Genomic DNA, 15,509 nt, shown 5'->3' on the forward strand with positions numbered 1-15,509 from the left:
AAGAAGTGGAGATCTTATGTATATATCAAATAACCCCAATAATGAGTTGGATCAGTCCATTGTACAGGTTCCGGATCTCGTACAAATACCGGAAGAGATGCATGAAATGGCACAAAGATTTCAAGAGGCAATGATGATGTATACCTGTGCTATCAGGGAAGTAAAGACCAAACTTGAAGTTTTAAATGATGAATTGTCGGTAAAAAACAGGAGAAATCCGATAGAGGTGATAAAATCCAGAGTGAAAAAGCCGCAAAGCATTGTAGAAAAGCTGAAAAGGCGAGGATTGCCGCTGACACTTGAATCAATAGTAAATAATTTGGATGATGTTGCGGGAATCAGAGTTATTTGTGCCTTTTTAGATGATATCTATGAGGTGGCAAATATGCTTACAAGACAGGATGATGTAAAGCTTATCGCCATAAAGGATTATATAAAAAAGCCTAAGGAAAACGGATATCGTTCATATCATCTTATCATTGAGATACCTGTATTTTTCTCGGAGAAAAAGCAGCCTATGAGGGTGGAAGTACAGATAAGAACTATTGCGATGGATTTTTGGGCAAGTCTTGATCATCAGTTAAAGTATAAAAAGGAATTTATTGATTCGGATGATGTGGAAAGGCAGCTTAGAGAATGTGCCGATGTGATAGCAAATACGGATCAGCAAATGCTGAATATAAGAAAGAGCATCGAGTCAAGAGGTATAGAGATAAGAAAACCCAGATAATAAGAGCATAAAAAGCTGTAGCTTAGTGTGTTATGAGACTAAGCTGCAGCTTTTTTTATTAAATATATTTATCAGACATCATAGATTTCATAAATATTTGCATTAATTAAAATACATATTTAATTTTATCCACGCCTTCATCTTACTGAATCCGAACATATATATCAAAAATAAAATACTGGTTGTCACCCATGAAATGGGGTAAGCCCAAAGTATTGTAAATATATTCGGGTATTTAGGCACTATTGCAAGTATCCATAATATTCTAAGTATGCACACGCCGCTGGCTGTAATAATCATAGGTATCCAGCTGTCACCGATTCCCCTGAGAGAACCTGAAAATATTTCTATAATGATATATGCCGGAAAAGCCACGACCATAAAGTTAAGCATCTGAGTACCTATATTTAATACATTTTCATCCTGTGTAAATAAAGTATAAATGCTTCTGCCAAAGAGCTTTAATAAGAGCATAACTATACCTGTAACGATAACCGACAAAATCATTCCGTATATTATACCCTTTTTTACCCTTTCCTTATTTCCATAGCCGTAGTTTTGACCTGTAAAGGTGGTGACTGAAATACCGAGAGATTGTATGGTCATAAAGAAAAGTGTATCTATCTTACCATAGGCTGTAAAGGCGGCTATGGTATCTGTGCCGAGGCTGTTGATAGAGGCTTGAATAAGTATATTTGCAATAGTATACATAGCGGATTGCATTGCCGCCGCAGTACCGATGCTGACCATCTTCTTCAGCTCATAAAAATTTATATGTAGGCTGTTTAATCTAAGCTTTAAGGCATCATCTCTGCGACAAAGTACTATTATTACCAAAACAGCGCTTACTATTTGTGATGCAACGGTGGCTATTGCGGCACCTGTAACACCCATATCCATATGCTGTATAAGAACAATATCAAGCACAATATTTACAAAGCAGCTTATCACAAGAAATATAAGCGGAGTTTTTGAATCACCCACCGCACGGAGAAGCCCGGCACCCATATTGTAGATAAGATTCGGCGCAAGCCCCAGGAAATATATTTGCAGATAGGGCAACGCCATTTGCATCATATTTTCGGGCACATTCATATTTGCGAGCATAAATTTGGAAAAGATTGCACCGAATATACTCACTACAATGCCCACTATAAGGGAGAAGGCAAGGGCGGTATGTACGCAGGCGCTGACAAGTTTATTGTTTTTTGCTCCATAGTGCTGTGAGATAATTACACTGAAGCCTGAGGATAGACCTACAAATATACCTATAAAAAGATTGATAAGTGTACTTGTAGTGCCTCCTACCGCCGCAAGTCCGATTTTTCCTACATTTTGTCCTACAATAACGGCATCCGCCGTATTGTATAATTGTTGAAAGAATGTACCAAGGAGTATGGGGAAGAAGAATTGTAAAAGTTGGAAGGTGATATTCCCCTTGGTCATATCCAGCTTCTTAGTTCGTTCCATAAAGATCCTTTCTGATTATATCATTTCTTCGGGCTTAAACACCTCGTCAAACTTTTCTTCCGTCATAAGATTCATAATAAGTGCAGCCTCTTTTAGTGAAATATTTTTTTCATACGCAAGCTTTGCCACCTTTGCGGCATTTTCATAGCCTATATAAGGACTTATAGCAGTTACAAGCATCAATGAATTATATAAATTTTCATGCATCTTTGATTTATTTGCTCTTATACCGCAGACACAATGAGTTCTAAAAGAGTCCATACCTTCGGATAATAGTTTTACCGACTGAAGGAAGTTGTAAATAAGTACAGGCATAAATACATTCAGCTCAAAATTACCTTGGCTTGATGCCATATTTACAGCCATATTATTGGACATCACCTGAACACAAACCATGGTCAAAGATTCACATTGTGTAGGATTTACCTTGCCGGGCATTATGGAACTTCCCGGCTCATTTTCAGGTATAAAGATTTCTCCAAGACCACATCTTGGACCGCTTGCAAGCCATCTTATATCATTGGCAATCTTCATAAGATCTCCGGAAAGAGAGGAGAGTGCACCATGAGTAAAGACAAGTTCGGATTTTGAGCTTAGAGCATGGAATTTATTGCTGTCGGTGACAAATTCCTTACCTGTAAGCTTTGAAATATTTTTTGCCACCAGAGTATCAAAGTCCTTTGGGGCATTTAATCCTGTGCCGACTGCGGTAGCTCCCAGTGCCAGCTTTTTAATGAAAAGAAGAGAGCATTCTATCTGTTTGTAATTATTTTCAAGAGAGGATCTCCAGCCGCTGATTTCCTGTGAAAATGCGATAGGAGTGGCATCCTGCAAATGTGTTCTTCCGGATTTTACTATTCCGGTATTTTCCTCTTCCAGTCTTTTAAATTCAAGTATAAGCTTATTTAAAGACGGCAATAATTTATCCTTTATTTCAATCACCGCCGCTATATGCATTGCAGCCGGAAAGGTGTCATTGGAACTTTGTGACATATTTACATCATCATTGGGGTGTAAAAGCTTTTTACCCAGTATTTCATTTCCCCTGTTTGTGATTACCTCATTAACATTCATATTGCTCTGAGTGCCGCTGCCGGTTTGCCATACGGACAGAGGGAAATGCTCATCCAGCCTGCCGTCAAGTATTTCCTTGCAAACTGTATTTATGATATCAGCCTTATCCTTTTTTAATTTGCCAAGTTCAAGATTGGTAGAGGCACAGGCAGCCTTCAGGTAGGCAAATGCCCTTATAACCTCCGGTGGAATTTTTTCAGTACCGATTTTAAAGTTTGAGAGACTTCTTGCTGTCTGAGCACCATAATACTTGTCTACAGGTACTTTAATACTGCCCATAGAGTCATGCTCTATACGATATTCCATAGTTTTCTCCTAACATCATTTATGATATAATCAGTTTAACAAAAAACAAAATAAAAAAACAGGGAAATAAATGAAAATAAAAAGACAAGAATCCAAATTTTTGATAATACTGGACACATTGATGCAATTGGCGGTGATACTTGCATTGGCATGGTTTGTGGTATTTATATTCGGAGCAAGAACTTATATGGTAGGACAATCCATGTCACCGCAGATAGAGCAGGGAGAAGCCGTGCTTATAAATAAGGCGTCATATACATTTGCAAAACCTCAAAGATATGATGTGATAGCCTTTAAAAATACGGACGGAAGAGTATGTATCAGAAGAGTTATAGGTTTGCCGGGCGAGAGTGTAAGCATAATTGACGGAACAGTATACATAAACGGTGAAGCGCTTGACAGATTTTATGAGGCATCCTCAGGAGGTCTGGCGGCGGATGAGATAAAGCTGATGGCAAATGAATACTTCGTACTTGGAGATAACAGAGTGGGAAGTGAGGATTCCAGAGCCTCGACAATAGGCAATGTGGTAGAGGATACGATTATGGGTAAGATATGGGTTAGAGTATTGCCTGTAAAAAGAATAGGTCTTATAAAATAAGATCTGATGAAAGGATAGTTTATGAAGATACAATGGTACCCGGGGCATATGACCAAGGCAAAGCGTGCGATGTCAGATGCCATAAAACTGGTGGATATTATTATAGAGATGACGGATGCAAGGGCTCCGGAGGCTACAAGAAATCCGGAAATTATGGAACTGGGTGCAGCCAAGTCAAGAATTATTATATTAAACAAGGCGGATTTAGCGGATGAGAATGCCAATAACAGATGGGCAAATTATTATAAGGAGCAGGGCTATGAGTGTATGTTTATGGATTCCAGAAAGAAAAACGGAGTCAATGCACTTATCAAGGCTATAGAAAATGTCTCTAAGGAAAAGCGTGAAAGAGATGCAAAGAGGGGTATAAAAAATCGACCTGTCAGAGCAATGGTGGCAGGTATCCCAAATGTCGGCAAGTCCACACTTATAAATTCGGTATCAGGCAGGGCTATGGCAAAGACGGGCAATAAACCGGGGGTTACAAAGGGCAATCAATGGATAAAGTTAAAAGGTCAGGTGGAGCTTTTAGACACTCCGGGTATACTTTGGCCGAAGTTTGAAGATGAAAATGTGGGCGAGATGATTGCATTTATCGGCTCCATCAATGATATGATAATAGATATAAGAGAACTGGGGCTTGAACTTATCAAATGGTTTATAAAAAATAAACCGGAAGTTTTAAAAGAGAGATTTGAGATCCGGGAAACCGATAATGAAAATGATATTTTGATAAAAATAGCGCAAATCAGAGGTTGTACCAAAAAGGGAAATGAGCTTGACTATGATAAGGCGGCAGGTATATTTGTCAATGAGTTCAGAACGGGAAAGCTTGGCAGAGTGACACTTCAAATGCCGCAGTAAAGTATAGAGAAGTTAAAAGCGCAAATATGCCTGATGGAGATAGGAATGAGAAAAATAAGTGAAGAAAAGCTTGCCCTTGAGAGAGTAAGGCTTGAGGGCATGCGTGAATTTGAAAATAAATACAGTGAGCTGGCATATATTGCAGGGCTTGATGAGGCAGGCAGGGGACCGCTGGCAGGACCTGTGGTGGCTGCCGCAGTGATTTTGCCAAAGGATATATTCCTTCCTTTTTTAAATGATTCAAAAAAGGTCACTGAAAAAAGAAGGGATGTTTTATTTGATGAAATAAAACAAAATGCCATTGCTTATGGTATAGGCATTGCCTCAAATACTCTTATAGATGAGATAAATATATTACAGGCAACTTATGAGGCAATGAGAGAGGCGATAAATGCCCTAAGTACCTGCCCCGATATTTTACTTGTGGATGCAATACATATTCCGGGAATTGATATAAGGCAGGTGGGCATAGTAAAAGGTGATGCCAAAAGCGTAAATATAGCGGCTGCAAGTATAATTGCAAAGGTCACCAGAGACAGGCTTATGGCTGAGTATGATAAAATCTATCCTGAATACGGGTTCGCCTCAAATAAAGGCTATGGTACGGCAGCTCATATAGCGGCATTAAAAGAATATGGTCCCTGTGAGATACATAGAAAATCATTTATAGGAAATTTTGTAAGTGAATAAGCGTGAAATAGGAAAAACAGGAGAGATAAAGGCGGCAAAATATCTTGAGAGCATGGGAGTTAATATACTTGAAAGAAACTACCAAAACCGTTTCGGTGAGATAGATATTATAGGTAAAGAGGGCAATATACTTTTGTTTATAGAAGTAAAATACAGAAAAAATGAAAGTTTCGGATATCCGCTCGAGTCTATAGGATATTTTAAACGGGAAAGAATAAAAAAACTTGCAAGGTATTATCTGAACGAAAAACATTATTATGGAGCCATGGTAAGATTTGATTGTATCGGTATAATAGGAGATAGAATAGACTGGGTAAAAGGAGCATTTTATTGAAAATAAAAATAATAAAAAAGAATGATAAAAATATTTTAAACCTGAAAAAAGCGGATAACGGTGTGGAGTATTTTTCATTTGATGCACTGGAAAAATACAGTGAATTGATACAGGGATTTTCTACAAGGATAGGCGGTGTAAGTGAAGGTCCCTATGCATATATGAATCTTAGTTTCAGCAGAGAGCCTGATAATAAAGAGGGAGTACTTGAAAATTATAAAAGGATGGCAAAGGCTCTGGGGGTTGCCGAAAACAGCTTTGTTTTATCATATCAGGAGCATTCCACCAATGTAAGATTGGTGGATAAAAGTGATATGGGTAAGGGTGTACTGTATGAAAGAGATTACAGAAATATTGACGGACTTATAACTAATGAAAGGGGAATTACCTTAGGAGCTTTTTTTGCAGACTGTATCCCCCTTTATTTTTATGATAAAGAAAAAAATGTTATAGGGCTGGCACATTCGGGCTGGAGAGGCACTTCTAAAAAGATGGCTGCCATTATGCTAGAGGAAATGTCAAAAAATTTCGGAACCGATTCAAAGGATGTAATTGCATGCATAGGACCGGGAATTTGTCAGGATTGTTATCAGGTAAGTGGGGATGTATATGAGGAGTTTTTAAAAAGCTTCGGTAAAGAGGATGTGGAGAGCTTTTTTAGGGAAGACGGAAAAGAGCATTTCAGATTATCGCTTTGGAAAGCCAATGAAAAAGTATTGGAGGATGCCGGAGTATTAAAAGAAAATATATTCACCTCAAATATTTGTACCGCATGTAATCCGAATCTTTTATACTCTCACAGAATAATGGGAGAAATAAGGGGCAATCTGGCAGCTTTTTTGGCTTTGAAATAATTTAGCGCCTTAGACTTGCTAAAAATGGATAAAGTAATTATACTGTTTATATTTGAATAAAGGAGGCTATATGGAAGATTTTTTCAAGAAGTTGAGCATATATGGAAGTATTGCGAAGGAAGAAGGACAGAAGATAGCACAATCAGCTTTGAACAAGGGTAAGGAACTTGCAGATATCACAAAGCTGAAAAGAGACATAAAAATAGAAGAAGATATTATAAAGTCCTACAAAATGGTTATTGGGGAGTATGTGACAGCCAATGATTTGTTAAGAGAAGATGAATTGGTGTTTGACCAAAGAACAAAGATATTAAAGAGTCAGCAAAAGTTGGATGAGTTAAAGGCAAAGCTTGAAGAAATAGGTAATAAGCAGGTATAAGGAGAAAACAATGAAACCATATGCGGAATTGACAAAAGAGGAGCTGCTGGAACTGAAAAAAAGCCTGAAAGCTGAATACAAGGCAATGCAAAACAGAGATTTAAAGCTTGATATGAGTAGAGGAAAGCCTTCACAGGAGCAGCTTGATATATCTATGGGACTTATGGATGTGCTCTCATCAGATAAGGACCTTATGAGTGAGAACGGTTCAGACTGTAGAAACTACGGCGTACTTGACGGTATCCCGGAGGCAAAGGAGCTTATGGGAGATATGATGGAGGTTCCGGCGGACAATCTTATCATATACGGAAACTCAAGTTTGAATGTAATGTATGATTGTATTTCAAGATCATATACACATGGTGTAATGGGTTCAACACCATGGTGTAAGCTTGATAAGGTGAAATTCCTCTGTATAGTACCGGGATATGACAGACATTTTGCAATTACCGAGTATTTCGGATTTGAGAATGTAAGTGTTCCTATGCTTGAGAGCGGACCTGATATGGATCTTATAGAAGAGCTTGTACAAAAGGATGAATCCGTAAAGGGAATCTGGTGTGTACCGAAGTACTCAAATCCTACAGGAAACTCATACTCTGATGAGGTGGTAAGAAGATTTGCCAGATTAAAGCCGGCGGCTAAAGATTTTAGAATTTATTGGGATAATGCATATACAATTCACCATCTCTATGATCTGGATCAGGATCATTTGATAGAGATTTTGGCTGAATGTAAGAGAGCAGGAAATCCGGATCTTGTATATAAATTTGCTTCTACATCAAAGGTTACATTCCCGGGTTCAGGTATTGCGGCACTCGCAACATCATATAATAATCTTGAGGATATAAAAAGACAGCTTATGATGCAGACTATAGGACATGATAAGGTAAATCAGTTAAGACATGTGAGATATTTTAAAGATATCCACGGTATGGTAGAGCATATGAAAAGGCATGCCGATTCACTCAGACCTAAGTTTGAGATGGTAATAGATACTTTGGAAAATGAGCTTGGCGGACTTGGAATAGCAAGCTGGACAAAGCCAAAGGGCGGATATTTTATCTCATTTGATACTATGGACGGCTGTGCAAAAGAAGTTGTATTAAAATGTAAAAAGGCAGGAGTTGTAATGACAGGTGCGGGAGCTACATTCCCGGGAGGAAATGATCCTCATGATAAAAATATTCGTATTGCTCCGTCATTCCCGCCTGTAGCCGACCTGGAGATTGCTGCAAAGCTCCTGTGTCTATGTACAAAGATGGCAGCAGTGGATAAACTCTTAGGAGAATAATAATGATAAGTGCAAATGGAATAACCCTCAGATTAGGGAAGAAAGCCCTTTTTGAAGATGTTAATATAAAATTTACACCGGGCAACTGTTACGGACTGATAGGTGCAAACGGCGCAGGAAAGTCTACATTTCTTAAGATACTTTCAGGACAGATAGAGCCTACAAACGGTGAGATTGTAATGACACCGGGAGAGAGACTTTCTTTCCTGGAGCAGGATCATTTCAAATACGATACATATACTGTTCTTGATACCGTAATTATGGGAAATGCAAGACTGTATGAGATAATGAAGGAAAAAGATGCAATATATGCAAAGCCCGACTTTACCGAGGAAGACGGTATAAAGGCGGCGGAGCTTGAAGGTGAGTTTGCCAATATGAACGGCTGGGAGGCTGAATCCGATGCCGCATCCGTACTGAACGGACTTGGTGTGGATACGGAGTATCACTATACATTGATGGGTGATATGCCTTCAAACCTTAAGGTAAAGGTGCTTCTTGCAAAGGCACTCTTTGGTAATCCTGGTATACTCTTACTTGACGAGCCTACAAACCATTTGGATTTGGATGCTATTGCGTGGCTTGAAGAGTTCCTTATAAACTTTGAGAACACTATTATAGTGGTATCACATGACAGATATTTCCTTAATAAAGTCTGTACAATGATTGCGGATATCGACTATGGCAAGATACAGCTCTATGCCGGAAACTATGATTTCTGGTATGAGTCCAGCCAGCTTATGGTTCGCCAGATGAAGGAAGCCAACAGAAAGAAAGAAGAAAAGATAAAGGAATTGCAGGAGTTTATACAAAGATTCTCTGCAAATGCTTCAAAGTCAAAGCAGGCAACATCCAGAAAGAGAGCCTTGGAAAAGATAGAGCTTGACGATATCAAACCTTCATCAAGAAAATATCCATATATTGATTTCAGACCTTCAAGAGAAATCGGTAATGAAGTTCTTACGGTGGAGAATCTTTCAAAGACCATTGACGGTGAAAAGGTGCTTGATAATATCAGCTTTGTAATAAACAGAGAGGATAAGGTGGCGCTTGTAGGGCCCAATGAGAAGGCAAAGACCGTGCTGTTTAAAATTCTTGCAGGAGAGATGGAGCCTGACAGCGGAAGCTATAAATGGGGACTTACCACCACACAGAGCTATTTCCCAAAGGATAATACAAAGGATTTCTCAGGTGATGAAACAATAGTTGACTGGCTTACAGGATATTCCGAGATAAAGGATGCCACCTATGTAAGAGGTTTCCTTGGAAGAATGCTTTTTGCAGGTGAAGACGGAGTAAAGAAAGTAAATGTACTCTCAGGAGGTGAGAAGGTTCGCTGCATGCTCTCAAAGCTTATGATAAGCGGAGCAAATGTGCTTATACTTGATGAGCCTACAGACCACCTTGATATGGAGTCTATTACAGCACTTAATACCGGACTTGAAAAGTTCAAGGGAGTGCTTATATTCTCATCCAGAGACCATCAGGTGGTGCAGACCACAGCCAATAGAATTATGGAGATTATCAATGGAAGTCTTATAGATAAGATAACCACCTATGATGAATATCTTGATTCTGATGAGATGGCAAGAAAGAGATTTACTTATACAGTTTCGGCAGATGAAGAGAGTGATGATTGATATGGCTAAGACAAAGAAAATGATTTCATGGAATGTCAACGGACTCAGAGCTGCTGTTACAAAGGGCTTTTTAGATTTCTTCAGAGATATTGATGCGGATATTTTCTGTATACAGGAGTCAAAGCTTTCAGAAGGTCAAATAGAGCTTGATTTGCCGGGGTATTATGATTACTGGAACTATGCGGCTAAAAAAGGATATTCAGGTGTAGCCGTATTTACTAAAGATAAGCCGATAGGTGTGACTTACGGTATCGGAATAGAGGAGCATGATAATGAGGGCAGAGTGATTACAGCCGAGTATGATGATTTTTATCTGATTACTTGCTATACTCCAAACTCTCAAAGAGGGCTTACAAGACTTGATTACAGAATGACTTGGGAGGATGCTTTCCTTGATTATGTATTAAAGCTTGAAGAAAAAAAGCCTGTGATATTCTGCGGTGATTTAAATGTTGCTCATAAAGAGATAGACTTAAAAAATCCAAAGACAAACAGAAAAAATGCCGGATTTACGGATGAGGAAAGAGGCAAGATGGATATAGTTCTCTCCTCCGGATTTGCAGACAGCTTTAGAGTTCTGTATCCCGATAAAGAAGGTGCTTATTCATGGTGGTCCTATATGGGCGGTGCCAGAGCCAAAAATGTCGGTTGGCGTATTGACTATTTTATAGTATCTGATAAATTAAAAGATAGAATAAAGGAAGCTAAGATTCACAGTGATATCTTAGGTTCAGACCATTGTCCGGTAGAACTGGATATTGAAATATAAATATATAACTTAAAGGAGGTGCGTTATGGTAGTTCAGAAAGAGAAAGGTAGAAGTTATTCTTATCCACTTGGTATGACTGTGACGCCCTCTTATTTTTGTATAAAGGTTATAAGAAAATGCAAAAGCCTTTATTTAAACCTTTATGAAAGAAATGAAAAAGAAGCGGCATTAAGAATAGAATTTCCTATAGAAGCCCGTATAGGGGATGTATGGTTTTTAGAGGTAAATACACATCTAAAAAAGAACTATGAATATGCACTGGAAGATGAAAAAGGTGTTTTTGCAGATGAATACGGCAAATGTTTTTCGGGAAGAGACAGTTTCGGTAAAACAGCTTTGATTGACAACCCGAGAAGAAGTCCGGTATATATAAGCGATTTTGACTGGGATAATGATTATGAAAACGCTAAGATACCTGTCAGCAAAAAGCTTGAAGATTCTTTTATCTACAGACTTCATATAAGGGGATTTACCAAGGCAAACAGCTCCAAGGTGGTGGATAAGGGCACATTTAAAGGACTTATAAGTAAGATTGACTATCTAAAAGATTTGGGTGTGGATTTTGTAGATATAATGCCTGCTACGGAGTTTGATGAATTTATAAGAGTGTCCGGAAGTTGGATTTCTCTTTTTGATAAGGAGAAAAAAGAAAAACAGGAAAATATAAGGATTAACTACTGGGGCTATGCAAACAGTCTTAACTTTGCCCCTAAAGCAAGCTTTGCGACAAGAAAGCACAGAAATCCTGTAAATGAATACAAGTTAATGGTTAAGGCATTACATGAGGCGGGTATCGGGGTAATACAGGAATTTTTCTTTGATAAAAAAAGTATCAGCTATATAATAGATGTACTCAGATACTGGAAGCTGGAATATCATATAGACGGATTTCATATTACGGGAATTGATTACTGCGAGGATATTGTAAAAGATCCTTATCTTCTTGACAGCAAATTTATCTTTACAAATAAGATATATGATAATAAAGACAAAAATATCATATCTATGAACTATGAGTATATGAATAATATAAGAAAATATCTAAAAGGTGATGAGGGAATGGTTCCCTTTGTCTCCGGGGTATTAAGTGATAAAAGCGGATATTTGAATTTTATTGCGGATATAAACGGATTTTCATTTGCGGATATATATAGATATGATTATAAGCATAATGAGAACAATGGTGAAGACAATGCCGACGGCACAAATATGAATTTTTCATGGAACTGCGGCTTTGAGGGAGATACCAAAAAATTACAGGTACTTAACTTAAGAAAAAGAATGTATTTAAATGCCGTTTTTATGTTGATGATATCTAAGGATGTACCATGTATATGCAGCTCGGATGAGATATTACAGTCAAAAAACGGAAATAATAATACATATTGTCAGGACAATGAACTGAGCTATTTTAATTGGAAACTGGTAAATAAAAATAAAGAGTTTCTTGGATTTGTAAAGTCCATGCTCGAATTTAGAAAACAGTATATAAGCGGAGGGCAAAAAACATCCATTCACGGCATGCAGGTGTGGAAACCGGATTTTGAATACTATAACAGGCAGATGGGAATACTTATAGAGGGTGAAAATGATGTATATATTATTTTAAATATGCATTGGGACAGACATGAATTTTCACTGCCGACTATAAAAAGAGGTAATGCCTGGCATATAATGATAGATACAAATGATATAAATGCAGCATTTAAGACCGAAGCACAAATGATTGAAAATCAAAGAAAGATAATGGTGGAGGGCAGAAGTTGCATTGCATTGATTGGCAAAGAGGCTTTAAAGGCGGCAAAAAGCAGATGATTTTAAAATTATGTCGGAGGCGATATGACAGGAATTATAATATCCTTAATTGTACTGTTGTTCTTGGTGATATTAATAAAATTTATCAAGTCAAAGCCTAAAAGCTTAGATGATGATATGCTTGAGTATTCAAGGTCAAAAACTTTGGATGATATGAGTGATTATTCAAAGCCGAGTTTAAAAAAAGATTTTAAGTATGAGGCAAGTGTAAAATGTATGGTGGCAAATGCAACCTGCTCCGCTTTAAAATATATGGATTTTAAAGGTAATATCTATGATGTTAAATATGACGGTAAAAATGTAGATATAGAAAATGAAAAAGATGATACATCTAAGGATTATAAAATAGAAAATACTTATGGGCAGGGAGGATTTTGTCTTATTGAGAGTTCCAAAACAGCCGAGAGGATAAGTAATTTCAATCAAAATATGAAATGCATCAGGATATGGGATAAAGATGACGGCAGGTATGAGCCTATAACTTTTAAACAGGGCATAAGTTATTTTGTCGATATAAAAAATTTAGATGAATTGTGCGAATTTTTGAAAAAAGAGTTGCCTTCAGGCAGTATAGTTTTGGATAAACTTGTATGCATAGGATCAGGAAAAAGAAATACATGGACGACTGTCAGTTATGATTACGGAGACGGCAGGAGTAAAGTTATTAAAAAAGATGATACCCTTAAGTTTGAAGATTTATTTGAAAGATGGGAATAGTGCAGGTCACAGGAGTATAAACTTCTGTGACTTTTTTGTTTAGATATTTGGAATTTAGTTTTCTCTAAAGTATATATTGACATATGTAGTGGTATTGGTAAATAGTGTTCATTGGTGAAAATGTAAGAAGAGAGTGTACAACATATACAAAAATAACAAAGTAATTATACATATCAGCATATTATATTAGAGATAATTTATAGTGTTTAATATATGTAAACATATAATTTATGAAAAAATGATTGAAATTTGAGGTATTTTCATATAAAATAAAGACAACTAGTTGAATATCGTAACAAAATTTAGGAGGTAATATGAGGAAGAGCTTAAAAAGTTTAGGTAGTTTGTTATTGGTATGTAGTATGTTGGGACTTAGTGTGGCGGGATGTTCGCAGAAAGCGGCAGACAATAAGGCAATGGACGGTTCAAATGAGTCTGTGAATGAGTCATCAAAGGAATCCGTGGCGGAGAATACGGATTTTGCCTATCCGATGAAAACGGATAAGACAGTTACTTATTGGACACCGTTAAATGCAAATGTGTCTGCAAATTATGGGAATCTAGGTGAAACGGAATTTTATAAAGGTCTGCATGAACAGTCGGGAATATCTGTAGAGTTCAGACATCCGGCGGTAGGTCAGGAGAAGGAGCAGTTTAACCTTCTGTTACTTGATGAAGAATTGCCCGATGTTATAGAATGGGAGTGGTTCGGATATGATGGAGGACCGCAAAAGGCTATAGATGACGGAGTTATCATACCTTTAAATGATGTATTTGATAAATATTGTCCTAATATAAAGGCATATTTAAAAGAGCATCCGGATGTGGATAAGATGATAAGAACCGATAACGGAGATTACTATTGCTTCCCGTTTATAAGAGGTGGGGATTTATTACTTACCAGTATGGGACCTATGCTTAGAGCCGACTGGCTTGAGGAGCTCGGACTTGAAGTACCTAAGACAATAGATGAGTGGGAAACGGTGCTGACAGCTTTTAAAGAGAAAAAAGGAGCTACAGGAGCTTTTGCATATTGGTATTCAGTACCTGATTTAACCAATCATAATCCTTTTGCATGTGCGTATAATGCAAGAAGAACATTTTATATGAAGGACGGAAAGATAGCTTATGGCGCTATTGAGGACGGATATAAAAATTATCTTCAAAAGATGAGTGAGTGGATGAAAGCCGGACTTATAGATCCCGATCTTGCAACACTTACAAATGATCAGGTAGCCGCAAAGATAACAAACGGTTCAGCCGGTGCATCATTTGCATGGGGTGGAAGCGGTATGGGCAACTGGACCAAGGCGGGACAGGAAACAAACAGTAATTTCAGATTGGTGGCTGCACCATATCCTACACTTGAAGCAGGACAAAAGCCTGAAATGGGACAAAAGGATAATTTTTATCCGGGCGGACTCGGATGTGCGGCAATTACTACAAGCTGTAAGGATGTAGAGGTAGCTGCAAGACTTTTGGACTTCGGATACAGTGATGCGGGACATATACTTTATAATTTCGGTACGGAGGGAGTAAGCTATACTCTTGAGGACGGCAAGCATGTATACACAGATACTTTATTAAAGAATCCGAATTTATCTATAACACATGCTATGGCAGGATATGTAAGAGCAAATTACAATGGTCCTTTCATTCAGGATGAAGAGTATATATTACAGTATTTTGCACTTGATGAGCAAAAGGAAGCCCTAAAATTATGGTCGGATACAAATACCGCAAAGTATACAGTACCGCCTATTACACCTAATGCCGAAGAGAGCAAGGAAATAGCAAAAATAATGACCGAGATAAATACATACAGAGATGAATGTACATTAAAGTTTATTCTTGGAACTATGGATATGTCCGAGTGGGATACTTATGTAAGTACCATCAAATCCATGGGAATAGATAAGGTATTGGAGATGGAGAATGCGGCATTGGAAAGATACAATGCAAGATAGTTGG

At 37.8% G+C, this 15,509-nt stretch carries 15 protein-coding genes; 13 read left to right on the plus strand and 2 right to left on the minus strand.

All coding sequences use genetic code 11. The features are described from left to right. Window positions 1–16: 16 nt before the first annotated feature. Window positions 17–730: a GTP pyrophosphokinase gene (locus tag J4O15_RS05340; protein ID WP_009219309.1), complete on the plus strand. Its 714-nt coding sequence runs from the start codon at window positions 17–19 to the stop codon at window positions 728–730. A 102-nt stretch (window positions 731–832) separates the two neighbouring features. Here the strand turns inward: J4O15_RS05340 and J4O15_RS05345 are convergent, their stop codons facing one another. Together J4O15_RS05345 and fumC are read right to left on the minus strand one after the other, a co-directional pair. Continuing rightward, complete coding sequence (locus J4O15_RS05345; RefSeq protein WP_208099957.1) at window positions 833–2,200, minus strand: MATE family efflux transporter; 1,368 nt, start codon at window positions 2,198–2,200, stop codon at window positions 833–835. A 15-nt stretch (window positions 2,201–2,215) separates the two neighbouring features. Next, on the minus strand, window positions 2,216–3,580 hold the full coding sequence (gene fumC, locus J4O15_RS05350; RefSeq protein WP_208099958.1) for a class II fumarate hydratase: 1,365 nt from the start codon (window positions 3,578–3,580) through the stop codon (window positions 2,216–2,218). A gap of 70 nt (window positions 3,581–3,650) precedes the next feature. On the opposite strand from fumC, the gene lepB reads away from it, so the two are divergent. From lepB to J4O15_RS05410, 12 genes are all read left to right on the plus strand, one after another. Further along, complete coding sequence (gene lepB, locus J4O15_RS05355) at window positions 3,651–4,181, plus strand: signal peptidase I (RefSeq protein WP_009219312.1); 531 nt, start codon at window positions 3,651–3,653, stop codon at window positions 4,179–4,181. 21 nt (window positions 4,182–4,202) lie between these two features. Then, window positions 4,203–5,045 (plus strand): ribosome biogenesis GTPase YlqF, encoded by an 843-nt coding sequence (gene ylqF, locus J4O15_RS05360; RefSeq protein ID WP_208099959.1) that lies wholly within the window; start codon window positions 4,203–4,205, stop codon window positions 5,043–5,045. Window positions 5,046–5,090: 45 nt separating this feature from the next. Next, the gene (locus J4O15_RS05365) at window positions 5,091–5,735 is read left to right on the plus strand and encodes a ribonuclease HII (RefSeq protein ID WP_208099960.1); all 645 of its coding nucleotides are present in this window, start codon (window positions 5,091–5,093) and stop codon (window positions 5,733–5,735) included. Next, window positions 5,728–6,069, plus strand: a complete 342-nt coding sequence (locus J4O15_RS05370; protein WP_009219315.1) for a YraN family protein — start codon at window positions 5,728–5,730, stop codon at window positions 6,067–6,069. The genes J4O15_RS05365 and J4O15_RS05370 overlap by 8 nt, the downstream gene beginning before the upstream one ends. Continuing rightward, the gene (gene pgeF / locus J4O15_RS05375; protein WP_208099961.1) at window positions 6,066–6,923 is read left to right on the plus strand and encodes a peptidoglycan editing factor PgeF; all 858 of its coding nucleotides are present in this window, start codon (window positions 6,066–6,068) and stop codon (window positions 6,921–6,923) included. The genes J4O15_RS05370 and pgeF overlap by 4 nt, the downstream gene beginning before the upstream one ends. 70 nt (window positions 6,924–6,993) lie before the next feature. Continuing rightward, window positions 6,994–7,302 carry a hypothetical protein gene (locus tag J4O15_RS05380; protein WP_009219317.1) on the plus strand — a complete coding sequence of 103 codons (309 nt, stop codon included), beginning with the start codon at window positions 6,994–6,996 and terminating at the stop codon, window positions 7,300–7,302. A 10-nt stretch (window positions 7,303–7,312) separates the two neighbouring features. After that, window positions 7,313–8,596: a PLP-dependent aminotransferase family protein gene (locus J4O15_RS05385; protein ID WP_208099962.1), complete on the plus strand. Its 1,284-nt coding sequence runs from the start codon at window positions 7,313–7,315 to the stop codon at window positions 8,594–8,596. 2 nt (window positions 8,597–8,598) lie between these two features. Further along, a complete protein-coding gene (locus J4O15_RS05390; protein ID WP_208099963.1) occupies window positions 8,599–10,236 on the plus strand; it encodes an ABC-F family ATP-binding cassette domain-containing protein in 1,638 nt (545 codons plus the stop codon). Further along, complete coding sequence (locus tag J4O15_RS05395; protein ID WP_208099964.1) at window positions 10,217–11,005, plus strand: exodeoxyribonuclease III; 789 nt, start codon at window positions 10,217–10,219, stop codon at window positions 11,003–11,005. Before J4O15_RS05390 ends, J4O15_RS05395 begins: the two co-directional genes overlap by 20 nt. A 25-nt stretch (window positions 11,006–11,030) precedes the next feature. Beyond that, window positions 11,031–12,821 carry a glycosidase gene (locus J4O15_RS05400; RefSeq protein WP_208099965.1) on the plus strand — a complete coding sequence of 597 codons (1,791 nt, stop codon included), beginning with the start codon at window positions 11,031–11,033 and terminating at the stop codon, window positions 12,819–12,821. 24 nt (window positions 12,822–12,845) lie between these two features. Beyond that, window positions 12,846–13,538 carry a hypothetical protein gene (locus J4O15_RS05405; protein ID WP_208099966.1) on the plus strand — a complete coding sequence of 231 codons (693 nt, stop codon included), beginning with the start codon at window positions 12,846–12,848 and terminating at the stop codon, window positions 13,536–13,538. A gap of 314 nt (window positions 13,539–13,852) precedes the next feature. Next, window positions 13,853–15,505, plus strand: a complete 1,653-nt coding sequence (locus J4O15_RS05410) for an extracellular solute-binding protein (RefSeq protein WP_208099967.1) — start codon at window positions 13,853–13,855, stop codon at window positions 15,503–15,505. Window positions 15,506–15,509: the final 4 nt, after the last annotated feature.

Source organism: Lachnoanaerobaculum sp. Marseille-Q4761 (assembly GCF_017565785.1).
Lineage (GTDB): Bacteria > Bacillota > Clostridia > Lachnospirales > Lachnospiraceae > Lachnoanaerobaculum.